The sequence below is a fragment of the Mesorhizobium sp. M0276 genome (assembly GCF_040321755.1).
Lineage (GTDB): Bacteria > Pseudomonadota > Alphaproteobacteria > Rhizobiales > Rhizobiaceae > Mesorhizobium.
This window is the reverse complement of sequence record NZ_JAMYSC010000083.1, coordinates 1-21,618: the sequence shown is the minus strand read 5'-3', so window position 1 is coordinate 21,618 and position 21,618 is coordinate 1. Positions and strand designations below refer to the sequence as shown.

Below are 21,618 nucleotides of genomic sequence, written 5' to 3'. Positions count from 1 at the left end.
AGCCGCAATCCTCCGGGCATCCGCCCGTCTTGATGCTGAGCAGCCGGCTGAGCTGGACCTTGTTTGGATCGAAATTCTGGCGGTGCACGGTCTGCGCCAGGAAGAGGAGATTGTTGAAGGGGGCATGGTAAAGTGCCTGAGCTTCCTTATGCGTCCAAAAGTGCTGGGCGCTTTCGGGGCTTATTGTGGTCCTCTCACTACCATTGTGTCCTTTCTTCATGCTGAAGCCGACCGTCCTTACTGCATTCTGTTCGGGTTCTACCCTCAACTCGATGTCATAGGCCGATGCGGAATATCGTGGCGCCCCGGTCGATGAGAGAACGCCGCGACTACTTCGAGCAGGTCTACGTGTTCGGCAGCTACTGGGTAGGCTGCTGCGACTAGAGGCCGTCCGCTGTGGCAAGTTCGGGATCATTGGAGCCCAATGCGGAGTTCATTCCCGGGCAGGGGCGCTTCGCCGGTGTCGAGGTCCTTAGCGACGAGACCATTCATTGATTGCGACGCCTTCCCTCGAGGAGATCGACGACCGCACGCGCGGCATCCAAGATATGTGTTCCAGGGCCGAACACGGCGGCTACTCCATGATCCATCAGGAACTGATAATCCTGACGCGGTACCACGCCACCGCACACGACGATGATGTTTTCGGCACCCTTTGCTTTCAAGGCCGCGACGAGCTGCGGCAACAGGGTCTTGTGTCCGGCCGCGAGCGAAGACGCTCCGATAACGTGAACCTCAGAGGCCACGGCGATGCTTGCTGCTTCTTGCGGGGTTTGGAAAAGCGGCCCGGCGAGCACGTCGAAACCGAGATCGCCAAACGCCGATGCAATCACTTTGGCGCCGCGGTCATGGCCATCTTGGCCGAGCTTGGCCACCATCAGTTTCGGCCGGCCGCCAAGCGAGACGGAAACGTCCCTGATGCGGGACGTTAGGGTTTGGTATTCCGGCTCATTCTGCAACGCGGCGCCGTAAACCTCCGAGGTCACCTCAGGAACGGCCACGTGATCGCCGAAGGCGCGGCGCAGAGCGTCGGAAATCTCCCCCACCGTCGCGCGAGCACGCACCGCTTCGACGGCCGCCTCGAGAATGTTGCCCTTGCCGCTGGCCGCGGTCTGACCAAGCGCGGCAAGGGCTGCGTCAACGCGCTTGGGGTCGCGCTGACGCTTTGTCTGTTCGAGACGATGGATCTGCGCCTCGCGCACCGCCGCATTGTCGATCTCAAGGGCATCGATCGCGGCCTCGGTCTCCAGCCGGTACTTGTTGACGCCGACGATCACCTCCTCGCCGAGATCAATCGCCGCCTGGCGGCGGGTCGCCGCCGTCCCGATCAGACGTTTTGGCAAACCGTCAATGACCGCTTTGGTCATGCCGCCGATTTCCTCGATTTCCTCGATGAGCGCCCATGCCTTGTCGGCAAGCTCGGCGGTCAGGCTTTCGACGTAATAGGAGCCGGCCAGCGGGTCGACGACCTTGGTCACGCCGGTCTCATGCTGGAGGATTAGCTGGGTGTTGCGCGCGATGCGCGCCGAAAACTCCGTCGGCAGTGCGATCGCTTCATCGAAGGAGTTGGTGTGGAGTGACTGGGTGCCGCCCAGCACTGCGGCGAGGGCCTCATAAGCGGTCCGCACGATGTTGTTGTAGGGATCCTGCTCCTGCAGCGACACGCCCGATGTCTGGCAGTGCGTGCGCAGCATCAGCGATGCAGACTTTTTTGGTTTGAACTCGTCCATGATCCGCGACCACAGAAGCCGCGCTGCCCGCAGCTTGGCGGCCTCCATGAAGAAATTCATGCCAATCGCAAAGAAGAAGGAGAGCCGTCCGGCAAAATCGTCGACGTCGAGGCCCTTCTTCAACGCCGCGCGGACATATTCCCGCCCATCGGCCAGCGTGAAGGCGAGTTCCTGCACCAGCGTCGCGCCCGCCTCCTGCATGTGATAGCCGGAGATGGAGATCGAGTTGAACTTCGGCATGTCCTTTGCGGTGTACTCGATGATGTCGGCGACGATCCGCATCGAGGGTTCGGGCGGATAGATGTAGGTGTTGCGGACCATGAACTCCTTCAGGATGTCATTCTGGATTGTCCCGGAGAGTTCACCGCGCGGGCAGCCTTGTTCCTCGCCCGCGACGATAAAGCTTGCAAGGATCGGGATGACCGCACCATTCATAGTCATGGAGACGGAAATATCCTTGAGCGGTATGCCCTCGAACAGGACCTTCATGTCCTCGACGGAATCGATCGCTACACCGGCCTTGCCGACATCGCCGACGACACGCTCGTGGTCGCTGTCATAGCCTCGATGGGTGGCGAGATCGAAAGCAACCGAGACCCCCTGTTGGCCGGCGGCGAGCGCCTTGCGGTAGAAGGCGTTCGACTCCTCCGCCGTCGAGAATCCGGCATATTGCCGGATCGTCCACGGCCTGCCGAGATACATCGTCGCGCGCGCTCCGCGCACGAATGGCTTCAGGCCGGGCAGGGTGGCGAGATGGTCGATCCCATTGAGATCGTCCGCCGTATAAAGCGGCTTGACGTCGAGGCCCTCGGGGGTGCGCCAAACCAAGGCGTCTGGTGAGGCCTTCAGCTCCCGTTCTGCAAGAGTGCGCCAGTCGGCGAGTTTGGCGTCGGCCATCATTCGAACTCCAGAATGGGTTCGTCAACGGCAAGGCTTGCTCCCGGCTTGGCGGCGATCCGTTTGACGACGGCCCGCCGTTCGGCGCGCAGGACGTTCTCCATCTTCATGGCCTCGACGGTGGCGAGCACCTGTCCCGCCTCGACCTGTTCTCCTTGGGACACGGCGATCGCCGTGACCACACCAGGCATCGGGCAAAGCAGCAGCCTGGAGGTGTCCGGCGCCTGCTTCTTCGGCATCAATCGCGCGAGCTCGGCGATAGCTGGACTGCGCATATGGGCAACAACATCCATTCCGCGCCAGCGCAGTCGGTAGCCGGTTCCAGACCGCGACGTCTTGATCGACGTGGTCTCAGTGCCAATCTGAAAGTGCGCGATATGCCGTCCCGGCAGCCAGTCGCTTGCAACGCTAAGAACCGAGCCGCCATCGAATGACACCGCCGTTGCGTCGTCCCGATCGCGCACCGCGATTGCGAAGTCATGGCTCCCTAGCGTCACGATCCAATCGCGTGAGACCTTGCGACGATGATTGTCCATCGCTCCGGAGATCTGGACATTTCGGTGCTGGAGTTTCCAGTTGATGTGTGCCGCGACCGCCGCGAGCTTGCGCTCATCCGCATCGGTTGGAAAAACACCTACGAATCCGTCCGGAAACTCCTCGGCGATAAAGGCCGTGCTTAGCCGCCCCTCGCGAAACCCAGGATGGTCCATGACAGCGGCGAGAAACGGCAGGTTATTGCCGATACCTTCAACTTCGAAATCATCCAGCGCAGCAGCCATGGCGTCGATTGCGCCCAGCCGGTCGGGTGCCCAGGTGCAGAGCTTGGCGATCATCGGATCATAGTGCATCGAGATTTCCGAACCCTCGACCACACCAGTATCGTTGCGGATGAGTGAGCCGTCAGCTCGCGCCCCTTCGGCGGGCGGCCGGTAGCGTGTTAGACGACCGATCGAGGGCAGGAAATTGCGGTACGGGTCTTCGGCGTAGAGCCGGCTTTCGATTGCCCAGCCGTTCAGCCTTACATCCTCTTGGGCGAAGCGCAGTTTTTGGCCAGCCGCGATGCGGATCATTTCCTCGACCAGATCGATGCCGGTTACAAGCTCGGTGACCGGATGCTCGACCTGAAGCCGGGTGTTCATCTCGAGGAAGTAGAAGTTGCGGTCGCGGTCGACGATAAACTCGACCGTGCCTGCCGAGTGGTAGCCCACGGCCTTGGCAAGAGCGATGGCCTGCTTACCCATCCCCTGCCGGGTGGTTTCGTCGAGGAACGGAGATGGCGCCTCCTCGATGATCTTCTGGTTACGGCGCTGGATCGAGCATTCCCGCTCGCCGAGATAGACAATAGTGCCGTACTGATCGCCAAGCACCTGGATTTCGATGTGACGTGGCTCGGTGACGAATTTCTCAATGAAGATGCGGTCGTCGCCAAAGGCGTTCCTGGCTTCGTTTCGCGAGGACTGAAATCCCTCGCGCGCCTCCCCGTCGTTCCAGGCGATGCGCATGCCCTTGCCGCCGCCGCCGGCGGATGCCTTGATCATGACAGGAAAGCCAATCTCGCTGGCGATACGTACCGCTCCCTCGGCATCCTCGATCAATCCCATATGGCCGGGCACGGTGGAGACACCGGCGGATGCCGCGATCTTTTTCGAGGTGATCTTGTCGCCCATCGCCTCAATGGCGACCGGAGAGGGGCCGATGAAGGCGACGCCCTTGGCTTTCAGCGCTTCGGCGAAATTCGAGTTCTCAGACAGGAAACCGTAACCTGGATGAACCGCATCAGCGCCTGTGGCGGCAACGGCATCGAGGATGTTGGCAATGCGAAGATAGGACTGGGCCGAGGCGGCTAGCCCTATATGGACCGCTTCATCCGCCTGCCGGACATGCAAGGCGTCGCGGTCAGCGTCGGAATAGACGGCGACCGTGGCAATGCCGAGCCTCTGCGCCGTCTTGATCACCCGGCACGCGATCTCGCCACGATTGGCAATCAGGATCTTCTTGAACATTTTTTGCATACTCAAAGCGGGATCGTGTCGTGCTTCTTCCAGCGCGTCTCGACGCTTTTTCCGCGCAGAGCTGCAAAGGCACGCGCGATCCGCTTGCGTGAGGAATGTGGCATGATCACTTCGTCGATGAAGCCGCGCTCGGCGGCAATGAAGGGGTTGGCGAAACGCTGCTCGTATTCCCTGGTGCGAGCCGCCAGCCTTTCGGGATCGCCGAGTTCGGACCGATAGAGGATCTCGGCGGCGCCCTTTGCGCCCATCACCGCGATTTCGGCGGTTGGCCAGGCGTAGTTGATGTCGGCGCCGATATGTTTGGAAGCCATCACGTCGTAGGCGCCGCCATAAGCCTTGCGCGTGATCAACGTGACCATCGGCACGGTCGCCTGGGAATAGGCAAACAGCAGTTTGGCGCCGTGCTTGATGACGCCGCCATATTCCTGGGCGGTGCCAGGCAGGAACCCCGGCACGTCGACGAGCGTCAGGATCGGGATGTCGAAGGCGTCGCAGAAGCGAACGAAACGGGCCGCCTTGCGGGAGGAATCGATGTCCAGGCATCCGGCCAGCACCATCGGCTGGTTGGCCACCACGCCAACCGTCCTACCCTCGATGCGAACAAATCCGGTGATGATGTTGCGAGCGAAGGCGGCCTGAAGCTCGAAGAAGTCGCCTTCATCGGCGATTGCCGTGATCAGTTCCTTCATGTCATAGGGCTTGTTGGCGCTGTCCGGCGCCAGTGTGTCGAGGCGCAACTCGATCCGCTCGGGGTCGTCATAAAACGGCCGAACGGGCGGCTTTTCCCGATTGTTCAGCGGCAGGAAATCAAAGAGGCGCCGAACCTCTTCCAACGCCTCGATATCGTTTTCGAAAGCCCCATCCGCAACAGAGGATTTTTGCGTGTGCGTTGCAGCGCCGCCGAGTTCCTCCGCGGTCACGATCTCGTTTGTGACCGTCTTGACCACGTCGGGACCTGTCACAAACATGTAGGAGGAATCCCGAACCATGAAGATGAAGTCGGTCATGGCTGGCGAATAGACCGCACCTCCGGCGCAGGGCCCCATGATCACCGAAATCTGCGGAATAACGCCGGAAGCATCGACATTGCGCTTGAAGACGTCAGCGTAGCCGGCAAGCGAGGCAACACCTTCCTGGATGCGCGCGCCGCCAGAATCGTTGAGGCCGATCACCGGCGCCCCGTTGCGCACCGCCATGTCCATGATCTTGCAGATCTTCTGGGCGTGTGTCTCCGACAGCGATCCGCCAAGCACCGTGAAGTCCTGAGAGAAGACGTAGACCAGCCGGCCGTTGATCGTACCCCAGCCTGTGACCACGCCGTCGCCAGCGACCTTCTGGTCAGCCATGCCGAAGTCTGTGGCACGATGCGTGACATACATGTCGTATTCTTCGAAGGAGCCTTCATCGAGAAGCACCACGAGGCGTTCTCGGGCCGTCAGCTTGCCTTTTGCGTGTTGAGCATCGACACGCTTCTGCCCGCCGCCTAGGCGAGCCTGCGCACGACGCACCTCGAGTTGTTCGAGAACGGCCCGCATTAGCGGCCTGCCATTTGTTCGGGCATCTTCCAAGCCACGAGGCACCGCGGTTCAGCGATCCGGCTTTGCCTCAAACTCGGGTTTGCTAGGCTGGACAATCGCATCAGCGCCTCCACTGGAACGCTCCGCATTAGTTCGCCGGCAGTGGACGGGAAAGGCTTGACCGTGTGCGCTTGCAAAATGTATGAAGTTGCAAACTGCAACATGCGAATTTGCGTATGGCAAACGGTAAGCTTTTCATTGGGCGGCGCGTGCGCGACCTGCGGGAGGCGAGCAAGGCTACCCAGGCGGCATTCGCCGAGCGTCTGGGGATTTCGACCAGCTATCTGAACCAGATAGAAAACAACCAACGGGCTGTGTCAGCCGCGGTACTTCTTGCACTGGCCGAAAGATTCCAGGTGGATATCGCTTCGATCGGTGGCAGTGAAACCAACCGATTGCTCTCGGCACTGAGCGAGGCACTTGCTGACCCCGTATTCGGCGGTGTTTCAGCCGGATTTCAGGAACTCAAACTCGTTGCCCAAAACGCACCGTCTCTTGCCCATGCACTGATCACCTGTCATCAGGCCTATCGCAGGAATAGCGAGCAGCTTGCCAGCTTCGACGACCAGCTGATCCGAACCAATGCTTTTGCCGAGCCGACACCCTACGAGGAAGTGCGGGACTTCTTTCATTTTGTTGACAACTACATAGACGAGCTCGACCGGGCAGCCGAGCAACTGGCGAAGGCCTTGGGCGTGCCGGATCGGGATGTCGGTACGGCGTTGGCAGATCACCTGGAGCAGCATCATCACGTTCGCCTTGCGCGTGCTGGCTACGGCGAACGGGTGATCAGGCGTTTCGACGCCGCCGCGCGCGTGCTGTATTTAAACTGTTACTCGCCCGCATCGACGCGCAGTTTTCAAATGGCATTCCAGATCGGCGCCTTGGAGCACCGGGCGGAGATCGATGCCATCATTGAGCGAACGCGCTTTCGGACCTCCGAAGCGGCGGAGATATGCAAGATCGGCCTGCAGAACTATTTTGCCGGGGCGCTTATGTTGCCATACCGTCCCTTCCTGGCCGCGGCAAAAGAACTTCGGCACGACCTCCAGCTGCTCGCAATGCGCTTCGGCGCCAGCCCCGAGCAGGTGGCGCATCGCCTGTCGACGTTGCAAAGGCCTCGGATAAAGGGCGTGCCGGTTTTCTTCGCGCGCATCGACAGAGCTGGCAATATCACCAAGCGCCACAGCGCCGCGAAGTTACAGTTCGCTCGCTACGGTGCAGCTTGCCCGTTGTGGAACGCTCATCAGGCGTTCGAAACCCCAGGCCGCATGAATTGTCAGCTCGCCGAGACGCCGGACGGCGTGCGCTATCTCAGTATCGCCACGGAAATCACCAAGGCGGACGGTGGATTCGGAACTCCTCGTCGACGCTATGCGATCGCGCTCGGATGCGAGATCTCGGATGCGGGCAATTTCGTCTACGCCGACCGGCTGGATTTTGCCAACAGCGCAGCCTTCGAGCCTATCGGCGTTTCTTGTCGCATTTGTGAACGGAAAAACTGCATCCAACGCGCCGTTCCGCCGCTCAAGAGCACGATTAAGATCGACCACGACCGAAGGACCGAATTACCATACACGATTTTTTGCTGATTGGGCATGAGTGGCGGGAAAGCGCGCCAGGGAGGTCCGATCGCGCTATCCGCCCGATACGGCAAAGGTTTACCGTACAGAAGCGAGATGGTAGCTCGAGGGCGCTATACGAGCTGGTGTTTAACGGTAAAAATCGGTGGCCGCTAGCTTTTCATCGGCGCCGTATCCGGGATCTGGGCGAGCCGGCAAGTCACACAGTCGGCATTGCCATCTTAGCCAGATAGAGAACAACCTGCGAGGTGCCTCAATCGTCTATCAGGTAGGTCCGGCGTTAGGTCTCCAAATTCAAGCGCCAAACGCTCGGAGCCCACTATTACGCGGTTCGCTGCAGTCGACGCCGGCATATTGGTTTCGAGAAACTCTCAGCCGCTGCAAGTGAATTGCGACTCAGGGGCATTGAATCTCATGATCAGGTACAGCGGTTGAGAGAGGTGGGCGAAATCTTACATTTAAGTGCAGTGCGACAAAGCGAGCTTGCCAAGCGCGTTTATCTGTCGGCGTCGGCTTGCTCGGAGCGGCTCCGCTGGAAGCTGCAGGGGCTATTGAAGGCCGTTACGCGCGGCTGAGCACTGGGGACGTGATTTTCGTGATGGTGGAGTTGGTGCTTGATCGTCACCGCCCCGAAGACGAACGACACTTTCAGACCGCGATTTAAGGTATCCCCGAATTATGGACTGCTGGGTTATCGGGGGACGTGTCGATTACCTGAGGCGCTTGAGTACGGCATGGTAGCGATCACAGCGGGCGTCTCTCACCCTTCGGAGGCATCAAGGAGTCGGGCATCGGTCGCGAAGGATCCCGCCACGACCGAGGAGTACACTGAACTGAAGCTCATGCTCATGGCCGGCATTTAGTCAAACACCGTTTCTACTCCCGGTCGGATCTCCAAATCCTCTGCTCTCCGGTCTTGTTCAATCGGCGGCACAACGTGAACATCTGAAGAAATGCCAGGTTCGGTCAGTGGGAAAGGTCGGGTTGTGTTCCGATGGCGACAAGGAGGGTAGGTACAGCTGGCGCCATCACTGATTCCAACCTTTTGAGATGGAAAGCGAAGGCACCGACGAGTGCTATGATGACCGGCCGACGCCAGGAAGGAAACGAAACCTATCGCACTTGAGCGATAGGAGCTTGGAAAGCCGAGCGATCTGACCACCATGAAGGGCGTCGGCTTTTTTGCTCGGATAGAAAGAAATAACGCCGACTTCCTGCGTCATAGCCGACAATTCGCGCAAACCGCCCTTTTGACGCTGCTATATTTTAAGAGAGTTTGCCTGCGAACGAAGAGTTCGCACGGGCTAAGTCCTAAGGCTTGGAGAGGAATAGAGGCTCGAAGATGAAGCTAGTCAACGCTCTTACCGAAGATAAGGTGCTGCGCGATATGGGCTACTTGCCTATGAATGACGGAACGCGCATCGCTTATGTCTCGTGGCGGCAAAAGTCGGGCCGCTATCCTACTGTCTTCCTTTACGACCCGTACGCGGCGAGTGCATCACCCTTCAGTTTCGCGAAGCCATTTCTCGAAGCTGGCTACGCTTTCGTTGGCGCCAACTTTCCCGCAACGGGTTGCTCGGAGGGTATCCTTGAGCGTTGGTGTGACCGCAAGGAAGGACTCTATGGGGCCGAAGTTATAGAATGGATTGCCCGACAGCCCTGGAGCGACAGCAATGTGGGCCTGGTCGGCAATTCATCTGCCGGCACCGTTCAATTCTGGGTCGCGGCAGAACGACCTCCTCATCTAAAGGCTATTGTAGCGAGCGGGGTCGAAGACGGCTACGAAGATTGCGGCCAATTGGGCGGAATGTTGCAACTCTCCACGGTCGCGTGGGCCATTAGAAGTGAGTTTGTCAGTCAGGTCAGTGGAGTGGAGGCTCGGATCAGCGCGGGCGATACCGAGTGCACCGCAATTCGCGGCAGCAACCGGCAAGTCGTCAAACGCAAATACTTCAACGAGGCCCGTGAGCACCCACTGAAGGATGAGTTCTGGGATTCGAACTATTTGGCGCGCGATGAGGTCGCCGGCAAGGTAGATGTGCCCACTATGCTCATCGCCTCATGGCAAGACACCTGTGGCGGCGCGGTCAGGGAAAGTGCTCGGCTATTTACTCAACTAATGCCGACGGTGGAGCACAAGAAGCTTGTCCTGATGAACGGCGATCACCGAATCGGCGGACCTGGGCCTGAAAGCTATAGCCTGGTAGACGATGAGCGAATGAAGTTCTTGGACCGTTGGGTGAAGGGGATTGAGAATGGAATAGAACAAGAACCGCCCGTAACCGTTTATTGGGAGGTCAAAGAGCCCAATGGAGACCCTAAGAAATCGGTTGCGGGCTGGGTCACAAGGCACAAGATTTGGCCAGAACCAGAGGTCGAGCGTCGCCCATACTATCTCACGGCTGACGCCAGGATCTCGCCTGATACAACTCAAGCTAGCCCCAATGAAGGTTCTCGCACATATCTCTACCCGGTGGGTGCAGAGCTTTACGGAAGCAATCAGCAATTCGCGATCCAGCCGCACGCGGTAGGCGTGTTGAACTACCGGACGGCCGCAGTCGTTTCGGATATGACGCTGCTTGGAAACCCAGAAGTAACGCTCTATGTCAGCATCGACAATGGAGATGACGTTGACTTGGAATTAACGTTGAAAGACGTCGATCCTGCGGGCAGCGTACTCTTCTTACAGTCAGGCCTGCTGCGCGCTTCCCTCCGTTCGGTCGACGAGGCGCGGACATATGCGGACGAAGTGGTCCATTCATTTCGCAAATTTGAGAAACTCACGCCCGGCCACATTTACGAGATACGGATGTCGTTGCTGGCTCCGATCGCTCACGTTGTTCGGCAAGGACATAGCCTCGAGCTAACTATTGGTGCTCCCAATCCTATTATGCATAGCGACATCGGCAGCATTCCTGCTGGCGCTCCGTCTATCAACAGGGTTTATCATTCGGAGAAATATCCTTCCAAAATTCTCTTGCCCGTCCTTCCGGGGGCAGTCGCCCTAGCACCGGCACCCGAGTGGGGCACGCAACGAGCTCAGCCTTGTCGAAAGGGAACTGAGTTTGTCCCCGGCGGACTGCCGATTCGGTGAGCTTTAGCTCAGACGTTACCCGGCCACCAGTTAGTAGACAGGCATTGTTGCCGAGACCGAGGGAGAAGTGAAATGAGAGTCGGCTCCGGCATGGGCCTGACACGACGAGCTGATCGTTGTTGCTGATTACGTTGGAAGGGGCAAGCCGTTCTCCCAAAGCTGGCGGCGAAAGCGAATGCCAATCCATCGCGAACGGTATGCGGAAGAGGCGCCCCAAGGAACGCCGATAGCATCAACTGCGAGTGCCGAACGGGGAATGATCGTGGCCGCAAGCCCATCGGCTCGTCACGCCTTGGGAGTTACGGTCCGCGATGCTGACCCGGAAGCCAGCGGCCCCGCAGAGCTGACGGTATCTGAGGATTTCCCAAACCACCCATCTATCGTTGGAAATATGCGCAGAAAGCAAAAAAACGCCAGCTTTCTGCAGATGCGAGGTAGATTTGCGTAAAACGGGTCCCGGTTTGCCTATTACATATCATAAAATGGGCGATGAACGGTCCGGTAGGGAACAAGAACGGAGGAATTAACGGATGAACAACTGGTCACTCGATCGCCGGGCGGTCCTGAAAGCCATGCTGCTGGGAACGGCAGCACCTTGGAGCTTGTGCTCACGGGCGTTCGCCGAGTCATCGTGCGATGATCACATCGTGCGCGTGGGTGCAATCTCCGCCCCCGATACTTTGAATCCGTTCGCGTCTTGGGGCAACTGGTGGCCGCTGGTGTTTACTTATGACTCCCTGGTGTGCATGGACGCCCAGCGACACGAGGATCGAAAGGGCTTTGCCAAATCGTGGTCGGTCGCGGACGATAACTTCACTTGGACCTTCAAGATCTGGCCCGGCATGAAGTGGTCGGACGGCAAGCCTGCCACGGCCAGAGACGCCGCGTTCACCTATAACTACCTGCGCGGCTCCATGGGCAAGCCGGACGAACTGAACAGCGGTTGGAATAACACCAGTGGGCTCGATCAGGTCCAGTCGATAACGGCCCTGGACGACGAGACTTTGCAAATGGTGACCAAGGTCGCAACACGTTGGCCAATTGACAGCTTCACGATGATTGTCCCCGAGCATATTTGGAAGGACATCAGCTACGCCGATGCGCGTGGCACCTTCCGCAACGACGCGCCGCTGGTGGCAACTGGCCCTATGATCGTTTCGGAGTTTCAGCAGGGTCAGTTTGTTCGCTTCACGCCGAATCCGTACTTCCGCACGGGGCAACCGGCGACGGCCGGCATGATATTGCACCTGTTCAGTTCAGCCGATCCGATCGCCCAAGGTCTGAAGAGCGGCAGCCTTGACTACGGCACCAGCCTGACCGCTGCCCAGTGGAGCGATCTCTCGAAGGATCCCGACATCGTTGTCCGGGAATCGCGTGTCGAGCAGCGAGATTATCTGGCCTTCAACACGGCGTCGGGAGACGGCGCAGGCAGCACCAAGGCTCTGCAGGATCCGGCGTTTCGCGACGCGATCGGCTATGCGATCGACCAGAAGGCCATCATCGATCGAGCCTACCGCGGTCACGCAGATCCTGGGGTCGGGCTCGTCATGCCGTCGGCTACCGATTACTACTCGGACCTGGCCGACATCAGGCGCCACTTCGATCTTGCCGAGGCTGGTCGCCGGCTCGATGCCGCCGGCTATGTGGACACCAAGGGGGACGGCGTCCGGGAGGACAAAGAGGGAAACGGCATCCAGCTGGAGCTGATTACCGGAACCCCTTCCGGTACCCTTGAGATGCCAATTGCGGCCGTGCAGCTTATCGCTGGCTGGTTGGGACAAATCGGCATCCCTGTATCGGTGACCCAGCTCGACTCCGGAGCGCTCGACGCCCGTACGGCAGGGCCGGCGAACGGCGGTGGAGGCTGGGATCTGCTCGTTGCCGCTAGCTGGCCGTCTCCCAGCGCTCCCGACCTCCTCAGCTTGGGCAAAAGTGCTGACCACTCCAACAGGTCATACTGGGGCAACGAGAAGTTCGATCAGCTTCTGTCTCAGATCGAGGTCACCGTCGACCTGAAGAAGAGCCAAGAGTTGGTCGATCAGGCGGTGCGGCTCATATACTCTGAAGCCCCCTACATCATGCTAGCTTACCCGTTGGTGCTTGAGGCCCGTCGCAAGGATTGCTTCGAGGGATGGGGGGGCCAAGATTTGGTGTCGCAATGGGGCTATTTCCCGTTTGATCGCCTGAAGCCGGTGCCAACGCCGTGAAGGGAGGCAGGGCGAGTCGGCACATCGGGCGCATCCTCATCAGGGCCATGATCACCCTGCTAATGGTGGCGGTCCTGAACTTCATCCTGTTCAGGGTCATTCCCGGAGACCCTTCATCACTTCTCCTTGGCGGGGCGCGCACCAGCGTGTCCGCTGAGCAGATCGAGGCGCAACGCCAGCGCTGGGGCCTTGATCGGCCGCTGATCCCTGATCAGCTTGTCGAGTATTTGTCGACAACCCTTCAAGGTGATCTTGGCTACAGCTTCAAGTTCAGAGGCAGGCATGTCGCTGATCTTATTTCCGAGCGCTTGCCGGCCACCATCGTCCTGGTCGGGGTTGCTCAGGTAATTGCAATCCTTATTGGGGTGATGCTTGGTATCTACGCAGGCTGGCGCCGAGGAGGAGTCCTTGACACTCTTGCCACCGGCAGCTCTCTGCTGCTCTATTCGACGCCTTCCTTCTGGATGGCCATGATCCTGGTGGTGATCTTCAGCACGTCGCTGGGTTGGTTTCCGGGCTACGGTGCATACTCGCCCGGCGCGATCACGGGCTCCTTTGGTTCGTTCCTCGACTTCCTGCGGCATCTCACGCTCCCGGTCACCGCGGTGGCCCTTGGACTCATCGGCCAATACGTGGTGGTTGCTCGCGCTGCGATGAGCGACGTTGTCACCGAGGATTACATGGCGACTGCACGGGCCAAGGGACTGACCGGCGGTCAGATGTTGATGCGTCATGCATTTCGAAATGCGATGCTGCCGGTTGTAACTTTGATTACCCTCAATCTCGGCTACGTGGTTGCCGGGGCCATCACCGTCGAAGCAGTCTTTGCCTGGCCAGGGATCGGCGGCCTGACGGTCGAGGCGCTCAACGCACGGGACTATCCAGTCCTTCAAGGAATATTCCTGTTGCTTGGTGCCTCGATTGTTGTCGCAAACCTCGTAGCCGATCTTGCCTACGGCCTTCTTGATCCTAGGGTCCGACAATGAGTGAAAGTACAGTTCGGTATTCCCCGCGAGGCCGCGCGCGTGCGATAAAAGGCTTTCTGCGTCAATTTCTCGGCTACGGCGGCGCTCAGGTGGGCCTCGTGTGTCTGGTATTCTTTCTTGTTATGACAGCGATCCCAAATATTCTGGTGGGGCCGCTTCATACTGCGATCAATGCAACCGGCGATTTCCTCGTGCCACCCTCAGGCGAGCATCTGCTCGGCACGGACGAGGTGGGGCGAGACGTGCTCAATCTGGTCGTCCATGGTGCTCGGATATCGCTTACGATCGCGCTGCTAGCGACCGTTATCAGCCTCTTCGTCGGCACTTCGGTAGGTATCACCGCGGGCTACTTTGGTGGGTGGGTGGACGTCTGGCTGATGCGCTTGACAGACTTCTTTTTCGTCATGCCCTCGTTCGTGCTAGCGCTGGTCATCACACCGGTGGTTCTCGAGGTGATGGGTCGGGGCAGAGAAATCCTCGGTTTCCGTCCTTCTCTTTTCGTGATTCTTGTCGTTATCGGCATGACAAGCTGGGCCTTCGTCGCGCGTATCGTTCGCAGTCAGACGCTATCGCTTAAAGAGCGAACATTCATCGATCGCGCACGCGTTGTGGGCAGCAGCAATCTCAACATCATGGTAAGGCACATCCTTCCAAATCTCGTGCCGCAAATAGCAGCCAATGGTGCCCTGGTCGTCGCCGGCGCAATCTATGTCGAGACCTCGCTCTCGTTTCTCGGGCTTGGCGATCCGTTGCAGCCTTCATGGGGTACTTTACTCGCGCTCGCCCAGCGCGCCGGCGCGGCCAGTGCTGGAGCCTGGTGGTATCTCGGTGCCCCCGGAGTGTGCGTCCTCACGGTCTCGCTCAGCTTCGTCCTGATTGGCAATGCCCTCGACGACACGTTCAATCCACGGCGGCGGGTGATCCCATGATGGACTCCTCTCAAGGCAGAGCATCGCTATTGGAGGTTGACGGGCTCTCTGTCGACTACGGGCTCAAGGGCGTTTCATTGCGAGCAATCGATGGCGTAAGCTTCGCGCTCCGGGCCGGAGAGGCCGTTGGCCTCGTCGGAGAATCGGGCAGCGGGAAGACCACGACTGCAATGGCGATTGCGGGTCTGCTGTCACCCAACGCAAAGGTCAGCGAGGGCGAGGTACGATATCGCGGAGAGCGACTGCCGATCGATGACGATGCGGCGATGCGGCCGCATCGCTGGAGCGAAACGTCCGTTGTCTTCCAAGGCGCGATGAATGCGCTCAATCCGGTCCACCGCATCATCAAGCAAATCGCGGAGCCGTGTGTGCTGAAGCTCGGCATGTCGCGTGGGGAGGCGACTGCGCGGGCACGGGAGCTGCTCGAACTTGTCGGCATTCCGGCGGATCGCGGTTCCGCCTATCCGCACGAGTTGTCGGGCGGCATGCGTCAAAGGGTGATGATTGCCATGGCGCTTGCATGTCGCCCCTCGATCGTCATCGGCGATGAGCCCACGACCGCACTGGATGTCATTACGCAAGCTCAGATTCTCAAACTGCTGGGTGAGTTGCGATCGAGGCTTGGCCTTGCCCTCATTTTGATCACTCACGACCTTTCTGTGGTGGCTGAGTGTTGTGATCGCGTGATGATCATGTACGCGGGCCGGATCGTCGAGGATGGTTCGGTCGCCGAGATCTTCGCCCAGCCCAAACATCCCTATACCCGCCTGCTGATCGACTCGATCCCGAACCCGGCGAGTGGGAAACGGATCATTCGGCCCATCCCCGGTGATCCGCCCAACTTGGTCAATCGACCCTCAGGCTGCGCCTTCCATCCACGTTGCCCGTCGGCCATGGGGATTTGCGGGACCGAAGTCCCCGGCCTCGATCAGTTCGGGCGGGGGCGCGTTGCCTGTCACCTTCACCGGTCCTCGCAAGAAGCCAAGGTCGCAGCTCATGCCTGACACCGCCGATATACTGCGTCTTGAGAGCATTCAGGTCCATTTTCCTATCCAGGGCGGGCTGTTCGACCGTGTCCTGGGCCGCCCTGCCGGCGCCGTGCGCGCGGTGGACGGAATCGACCTCAACATCGGACGGGGCGAGATCGTCGCCCTCGTTGGGGAATCGGGGAGCGGCAAGACAACGGTGGGCCGTGTCATCACCAAGCTAGCTCAGCCGACAGGCGGCAGACTGCTGTTCGAAGGCCGCGACATGACAGAGGAGCGGGGCTCCTCGGCATTGCGTCCTTACCGGCATCGCGTGCAGATGATCTTTCAGGACGCATATCAGGCGCTCAATCCACGACATACCGTATTCGATATCGTGGCGGAGCCGCTGCGTTCAATGCGACTGGTCAAGAACGGCACCCAGCTCGCCGAGCGGGTCAGCGACGCGCTTGCGGCGGCCGGGCTCAATCCTCCCGGTGATTTCTTCTCCCGGTTCCCACATGAACTATCTGGCGGGCAGCGCCAGCGGGTCGTGATTGCCGGCGCGCTTGCCGTCAGGCCCGAGCTCATCGTTGCTGATGAGCCTGTGTCGATGCTCGATGTCTCGATACGCGCGCAGATCCTCCAGGTCCTGGTCGGCCTGCGCGACAAGCACAACATGGCGCTGCTGTTCATCACGCACGACCTGCCGCTTGCCTGGTTGATCGCCGACAGGATTGCCGTCTTGTATCTTGGAAAATTGGTCGAGATCGGTAGCGCCGAAGAGATCACATTCAACCCACGCCATCCCTATACAGTCGCCCTGCGCAATGCCACCCCGCAGATTGGCCGAAAGGCAGGTCGCGCCGAGATGCCGACCCTGCAAGGCGAGGTTCCAAGTGCCGCGCGCGTGCCGAAAGGCTGTCGTTTCCATCCGCGTTGCCCGCTGGCCTTTGACCGCTGCAAATCAGAGGAGCCGCCGGCCGTCGAAGTTGGGCCGCAACACATGGCCGCCTGTTGGCTGGCGAAGTGAACGGCCCTTGCATCCTTTTAGGCGTCCCCGGTTCGGCCGTGACGTCGTAGCTCTACCCCAAAGGTGCTGTTCGAGTGCCGCGATCCCGCCGAGCCGAGCTGTCTGAAGCGGGACGTGCGGCGAATGCATTGGTCGTAGGCCGGCCGCCAGCACCAGGGTGCCGGTTCGCTGGATCTGCTAAGATGTAGCGAGTGCCTGGGAGCTTCGGGCGTCTAACGGTATCCACCGGCCCCACTAAGACCGTTTCGCACACTCCACCTCAGAGCGCAATAGGTCGTATTTCGCATCCGCACTCGATCCTAGTCACCGGCCATCACCTGAATCGTGCGCAAGGCGGAAGGAGGTCAACCAGCCTTCGAGTTGATGGTCAGGCACAAGAATATATATCACGGTACGAATCGGACCGATTTGGTAGATGTGCCCCCGAATTTCGACAGGCGTGAATTGCAGACATCGATCAGAATGGGAGCGTCACGTTTCCGTGCGGATATAGCGGTTGGTTCTCGGGAGCGCCATTCTGGCATTCTGCTCCTCCTCATCGGGCTGAGAGGGCAATCCCAATACGGGAGCAAGCGAGACGAACGCCAGTGAAAGATGCACGATCACCTGCGCCTGACGCATGAGTAGTGCCTCGGTGCGAGTGGTGACGGAACGGCTGAAGATCAGCAAGAGTTCGCTTCGACCTATCTGTTGCGGGCGCGTGAGGCTGGCATCTCGGCCTGCTGCTGCCGCCGAGCTGTGACAACGACGCATAGCTTGAGCGGCCTCCGTTTCGCCGGGTTGGCCGTCCGCCGCAGGATTTGGACGAGCCCGATTGGGCGATTATATCGCGCGAGGCACCCGAGCGCCGATCCCATCCTGCTGTCCGCTACTTAGTGAAACTCCGGGCCGCGACTTAGTGGAACAACAGTCCTGTTTTTGCGAAATACGCAGCATCGTCGCAACGCCCTGGGAAGCCAGGCATTGAGAACTTAGTGATCTCTTCAGAGTTGAGCTGCACGTGGCTGTTGCCGCAGGTGCGACCGCAGCCGTGGGAAGAGATGCCCCTCCGGAAAATGCTGGCGGACCCCTTCGCCGTTGCTTACCCGTGCCATTGACGGATGAGTCTGTTCACGCCTTCGCTCTGATCTATGTGGATGTAATGGCCTGCATTGTTCAGCAGGTGGAAATCCGAATTCCTGATCAGCACAGCTTCAGCCCCTGATCCGCCGTGACGGTGGGGTCATTTTTGGACCAGATAATCAACGTCTGGACCCGAAGCCGATCAAAATAGGGGAAGATGTATTTCTGCTGCAGCACCAAGTAGAGATGCAAATTGGTGTCTTCTTCGGTCAGGCACTGCCAGATCTCCCATTGTCCGCGCGCGGCGGCCTGCCGATAGGCCTCTCGCTTGGCGTCTTCCACATCCTGCCCATAGGCGCGGCAGCTTTCCTGCCACGCGGCGATGTATTCCTCTTCGCTCGGCATCGTGCCTGAATAGTCGTAAGTCTGCCGGCAGGCCTGTACCCAGGCTTCGTCACGGTCGTCTCCAAACGCCGGCGATACGGAGTTGGCGGTCAGCAGTATGAGCTTTGAAACAAGGTCGGGACGCACGATCGCAACTCGAGCGGCGACGAATGATCCTTCTGAATGGCCGACTAGCGTGATCTGCTTCAATCCCAGCGCCTCGATGAAGCTAATTACATGATCCACACGACCGAGCCGGTTAATATTGTTTGCCATCAGCTGGATAATCTGTCCCGCCGAAATGGAGCTGGTCAACCGCGATGACCCTAAATTCGTCGGATAACCCGTTCAGCTGCCGAATGAAGGAAGCCTTTCCCTCTGCGCCGAAGCCGGCACCATGTAGAAATACAATTGGCTTACCGGCTCCGTTCTCGCAATACGATGTCGCGATACCACCAACCGATATGCTGTGTTCAGTGATCATTATTTCCCCAAGCAAAACTAAACCGCGTCAGGACGGCTTTGATCTTAGGGAGAGGACCGCCCACTTTGTGAGTGTACCAGTGTTAATAAACCGCTTTGCGCGAAACAATCTTCTATTACCGCAGGAAAGCGGCGTTTTCCCTAAAGCGCGGCAAGCTCAGGGTTGCGGAAGAGCCGACCGACCTGGGGGCATCCCGCCTGCGCCGGGCAGGTAGACGGTGGCCGAGGAGGGCCATGGGTGAGGAAAAGCTCACGCACGGTAGCAATGCACGAGAAAATAACCCTGGTCGGCATAGTGGATCGCGGCGCGATCACCTCTTCCAGCTCGCCGCTGCTGTGGTCGCGCAGCAGCGTCAGCCAGCCATCAACGGGGCCAGGAATGTTGCCTGGCAGAAGGCCGGTGCCGGGTATGATGTCGAACCGGAGCTCCTCCAGTATGGCCCCTGCGGGCGACGGCCCTTTGGCCGATGATGGCAACAGGCCGCGCGGCGCCCCGATGATCGGCACTTCGCCACCGGCCCGTTGGTGTGGGGCTATACCATCTGCAGCACAACGTCCCCAGCGCCAGCCGCATCGAAGTCGGTGTAGCCCTCTAGGATGGACATGGTCGAGGCCAGCCAGAGGGTTGGGAGACCGCGCCCAACGTTTCCCGCAATTCCGAACGCGGCGTGATGCACATTGGTGACCTGCCCTGCAACCCGCGGCATCATTTAAGTCCTTCCCGGAAAGGACCCGACCGCAACGACACGCAAACCGCTCGGAGAGCGGCTGTAGCCGCCCGTATGTGCGATCAAATCAATGGGAAGCACATAGGCACTCGTCGCAAGAACAGTCGACAGAGACAAGTCTCCTGCGCCTACCTTTCCCGGATGGCCAATCGGGCGGACCGATAATCGATCTGCGCCATGTTGTGGTCATGGTGCGCCCCTCTGCCTGCTGCTGACTGAACCGGATGGCTGGGAGATCTGAATCCCAATGTTTCTGGTCTGAACGTAGCCGTCCAGCGCTTCCTGACCCTTCTCCCTACCGTAGCCGGACTGCTTTACTCCGCCGAATGGCGTTTCTACGCCACCGACGAACCACCCGTTTACGTAGACTTGGCCGGCCCAAAGACGATCGGCGGTCCAAAGTGCCCGGTCGAGATCCCGCGTGAACACGCCCGCTGCCAAGCCGTGATCGGTGTCGTTCGCTAGATCGACCGCCTCTATCGGATCATCAAACGTGGTGACGGCAAGAACAGGACCGAATGCTTCTTGCTGAAACAGACTGCTGTCTCGCGTAACATCGGCAAACACCGTGGCAGCCATGAAATAGCCGCTCCGCTCCGAAAGTGCAGTCCCGCCGGTCACGAGCCGTGCGCCCTGCGAGAGGGCCGTCTGGCAAGCCCGCTCGATCCCCTGTCGTTGCTTTTGGGAAATCAACGGTGTGATGTTGCAATTCTCGCGTCCTGGACCGATCGACAGTTGCTCTACGCGGACCTTCACTCTTTCCACCAGTTCCTGTGCGATAGAACGCTCCACAATCAGACGTGTAAGGTTGTTGCAGTTCTGGCCGGCATTTAGAAAAGACCCGATGCGTATTGCTTCCACAACACAATCGAGATCGGCATCGGAATACACAACTGCAGCCGACTTGCCCCCCAGTTCCATTATGCAGGGCACGATCCGCTCTGATGCGGTCTTAAGAACCGTTCGCCCGGTGGCCACCGAGCCTGTGAAGACGATGTGACGAACATCGCGATGCTCGATCAGCGCCTTGCCTGCCGTCTGGCCGTATCCAGTGAGCACGTTGACTGTTCCGGCAGGCAGACCCGCGGTCTCGCAGGCACGCGCGAGTTCAAATCCGGAAAGGGGAGCCAGCTCGGGCGACTTCACCACGACTGAGTTGCCGGTTGCGATGGCGCAGGCCAGCGAACGGGCTGTAAGTTCCAGTGGACCATTCCACGGAACGATGTGGGCGGACACGCCAAAGGGACTTCTGACAGTGTAGTCGACCAGGTTGGCGCCGCGCGGAATCGAGCGCCCTTCAAGCTTGTCGGCCAACCCACCATAGTACCGCAGGTATCTGATGGCGGTTCGAACTTCGTCACGGGCGAGATCCAGCGCCTTCCCCGTCTCGGCGCAGTTAATGGTCGCAATATCCTCGTGGCGCGTGTCAAGTGCGTCGGCAATGCGAAACAGCATGCGTCCACGATCGTAGGGGTGCATGTCTATCAGAACGCGGTCGCGAAAAACGCGGTGAGCAGCAGCAACCGCGAGCTCGACCTCTTCGGGCCCTGCTTCTGCTACGACGGCAATCGTCTCGGCATTTGACGGGTCATCGACCTCGATACGTGTGCCGGACACAGAATCTCGCCACTCTCCATTGATGAAATTCTTGATCACATCTGTATTAGCCATGCCAGTTCTCTCTCGCGATCGGATCAGCCATCTTGTTTCCCACCATGATCGCGGGAATCCTAGAGTTGCTGCGGGGAGGGCAGAAGGCGCCGCTGCTTCGCCGAAGCTCTTGCCGGAATCCCGGCCCTGAGGGATCGGTTACGGCAGCGGGATGCGCGCTTCTAGTCTCGGAGGGTCTACGCCATGTCCTGCACAGCGCTGATGCTTTCGCGAATGATGGAAAGACCCCGGCGCAGGTCAGCCTCGGTGATGGTGAGGGCAGTCATGAACTTCAGGA

Annotated in this window: 13 protein-coding genes and 2 pseudogenes; 8 read left to right on the top strand and 7 right to left on the bottom strand. The window is 59.4% G+C overall.

Annotated features, from left to right (window positions below):
- The 4 genes and pseudogenes from NKJ01_RS33375 to NKJ01_RS33360 form a co-directional block, all read right to left on the bottom strand.
- Positions 1-220, bottom strand: a pseudogene (locus tag NKJ01_RS33375) (biotin synthase BioB); the annotation flags it as partial.
- A 268-nt stretch (positions 221-488) separates the two neighbouring features.
- Positions 489-2,627 carry a methylmalonyl-CoA mutase gene (gene scpA / locus NKJ01_RS33370; RefSeq protein WP_352734657.1) on the bottom strand — a complete coding sequence of 713 codons (2,139 nt, stop codon included), beginning with the start codon at positions 2,625-2,627 and terminating at the stop codon, positions 489-491.
- A complete protein-coding gene (locus tag NKJ01_RS33365) occupies positions 2,627-4,630 on the bottom strand; it encodes an acetyl-CoA carboxylase biotin carboxylase subunit (RefSeq protein WP_352734655.1) in 2,004 nt (667 codons plus the stop codon). Before NKJ01_RS33365 ends, scpA begins: the two co-directional genes overlap by 1 nt.
- 11 nt (positions 4,631-4,641) lie before the next feature.
- Complete coding sequence (locus tag NKJ01_RS33360) at positions 4,642-6,174, bottom strand: acyl-CoA carboxylase subunit beta (RefSeq protein ID WP_352734653.1); 1,533 nt, start codon at positions 6,172-6,174, stop codon at positions 4,642-4,644.
- Positions 6,175-6,392: 218 nt separating this feature from the next.
- Here NKJ01_RS33360 and NKJ01_RS33355 point away from each other — a divergent pair, with 218 nt between their 5' ends.
- The 8 genes and pseudogenes from NKJ01_RS33355 to NKJ01_RS33320 all read left to right on the top strand — a co-directional run.
- Positions 6,393-7,808: a helix-turn-helix domain-containing protein gene (locus tag NKJ01_RS33355; protein WP_352734651.1), complete on the top strand. Its 1,416-nt coding sequence runs from the start codon at positions 6,393-6,395 to the stop codon at positions 7,806-7,808.
- A 1,333-nt stretch (positions 7,809-9,141) separates the two neighbouring features.
- Positions 9,142-10,893 (top strand): CocE/NonD family hydrolase, encoded by a 1,752-nt coding sequence (locus NKJ01_RS33350; protein WP_352734649.1) that lies wholly within the window; start codon positions 9,142-9,144, stop codon positions 10,891-10,893.
- Positions 10,894-11,423: 530 nt separating this feature from the next.
- Positions 11,424-13,100 carry an ABC transporter substrate-binding protein gene (locus tag NKJ01_RS33345; protein ID WP_352734647.1) on the top strand — a complete coding sequence of 559 codons (1,677 nt, stop codon included), beginning with the start codon at positions 11,424-11,426 and terminating at the stop codon, positions 13,098-13,100.
- Entirely contained in the window at positions 13,097-14,086 is a 990-nt protein-coding gene (locus NKJ01_RS33340; protein ID WP_352734645.1) for an ABC transporter permease, read from the top strand. The genes NKJ01_RS33345 and NKJ01_RS33340 overlap by 4 nt, the downstream gene beginning before the upstream one ends.
- Complete coding sequence (locus NKJ01_RS33335) at positions 14,083-15,015, top strand: ABC transporter permease (RefSeq protein WP_352734643.1); 933 nt, start codon at positions 14,083-14,085, stop codon at positions 15,013-15,015. Before NKJ01_RS33340 ends, NKJ01_RS33335 begins: the two co-directional genes overlap by 4 nt.
- Entirely contained in the window at positions 15,012-16,019 is a 1,008-nt protein-coding gene (locus NKJ01_RS33330) for an ABC transporter ATP-binding protein (protein ID WP_352734641.1), read from the top strand. Before NKJ01_RS33335 ends, NKJ01_RS33330 begins: the two co-directional genes overlap by 4 nt.
- The gene (locus NKJ01_RS33325) at positions 16,012-17,013 is read left to right on the top strand and encodes an ABC transporter ATP-binding protein (RefSeq protein ID WP_352734639.1); all 1,002 of its coding nucleotides are present in this window, start codon (positions 16,012-16,014) and stop codon (positions 17,011-17,013) included. The genes NKJ01_RS33330 and NKJ01_RS33325 overlap by 8 nt, the downstream gene beginning before the upstream one ends.
- Positions 17,014-17,567: 554 nt before the next feature.
- Positions 17,568-17,849, top strand: a pseudogene (locus NKJ01_RS33320) (IS21 family transposase); the annotation flags it as partial.
- 346 nt (positions 17,850-18,195) lie between these two features.
- Here NKJ01_RS33320 and NKJ01_RS33315 read toward each other — a convergent pair.
- The 3 genes from NKJ01_RS33315 to NKJ01_RS33305 all read right to left on the bottom strand — a co-directional run bounded on the left by NKJ01_RS33315 (position 18,196) and on the right by NKJ01_RS33305 (position 21,341).
- Positions 18,196-18,774, bottom strand: a complete 579-nt coding sequence (locus NKJ01_RS33315) for an alpha/beta fold hydrolase (RefSeq protein WP_352734637.1) — start codon at positions 18,772-18,774, stop codon at positions 18,196-18,198.
- A 309-nt stretch (positions 18,775-19,083) separates the two neighbouring features.
- The gene (locus NKJ01_RS33310) at positions 19,084-19,449 is read right to left on the bottom strand and encodes a hypothetical protein (protein ID WP_352734635.1); all 366 of its coding nucleotides are present in this window, start codon (positions 19,447-19,449) and stop codon (positions 19,084-19,086) included.
- Positions 19,450-19,856: 407 nt separating this feature from the next.
- Positions 19,857-21,341 (bottom strand): aldehyde dehydrogenase family protein, encoded by a 1,485-nt coding sequence (locus tag NKJ01_RS33305; RefSeq protein ID WP_352734633.1) that lies wholly within the window; start codon positions 21,339-21,341, stop codon positions 19,857-19,859.
- Between the last annotated feature and the right edge of the window lie 277 nt (positions 21,342-21,618).

Excerpts from the sequence above, each read along its gene's own strand:
- NKJ01_RS33355 (WP_352734651.1), top strand. The coding sequence starts at position 6,393 with ATGGCAAACGGTAAGCTTTTCATTGGGCGGCGCGTGCGCGACCTGCGG.
- NKJ01_RS33305 (WP_352734633.1), bottom strand. The coding sequence starts at position 21,341 with ATGGCTAATACAGATGTGATCAAGAATTTCATCAATGGAGAGTGGCGA.
- NKJ01_RS33345 (WP_352734647.1), top strand. The coding sequence starts at position 11,424 with ATGAACAACTGGTCACTCGATCGCCGGGCGGTCCTGAAAGCCATGCTG.
- NKJ01_RS33330 (WP_352734641.1), top strand. The coding sequence starts at position 15,012 with ATGATGGACTCCTCTCAAGGCAGAGCATCGCTATTGGAGGTTGACGGG.
- NKJ01_RS33325 (WP_352734639.1), top strand. The coding sequence starts at position 16,012 with ATGCCTGACACCGCCGATATACTGCGTCTTGAGAGCATTCAGGTCCAT.
- scpA (WP_352734657.1), bottom strand. The coding sequence starts at position 2,627 with ATGGCCGACGCCAAACTCGCCGACTGGCGCACTCTTGCAGAACGGGAG.
- NKJ01_RS33360 (WP_352734653.1), bottom strand. The coding sequence starts at position 6,174 with ATGCGGGCCGTTCTCGAACAACTCGAGGTGCGTCGTGCGCAGGCTCGC.
- NKJ01_RS33365 (WP_352734655.1), bottom strand. The coding sequence starts at position 4,630 with ATGTTCAAGAAGATCCTGATTGCCAATCGTGGCGAGATCGCGTGCCGG.
- NKJ01_RS33335 (WP_352734643.1), top strand. The coding sequence starts at position 14,083 with ATGAGTGAAAGTACAGTTCGGTATTCCCCGCGAGGCCGCGCGCGTGCG.
- NKJ01_RS33350 (WP_352734649.1), top strand. The coding sequence starts at position 9,142 with ATGAAGCTAGTCAACGCTCTTACCGAAGATAAGGTGCTGCGCGATATG.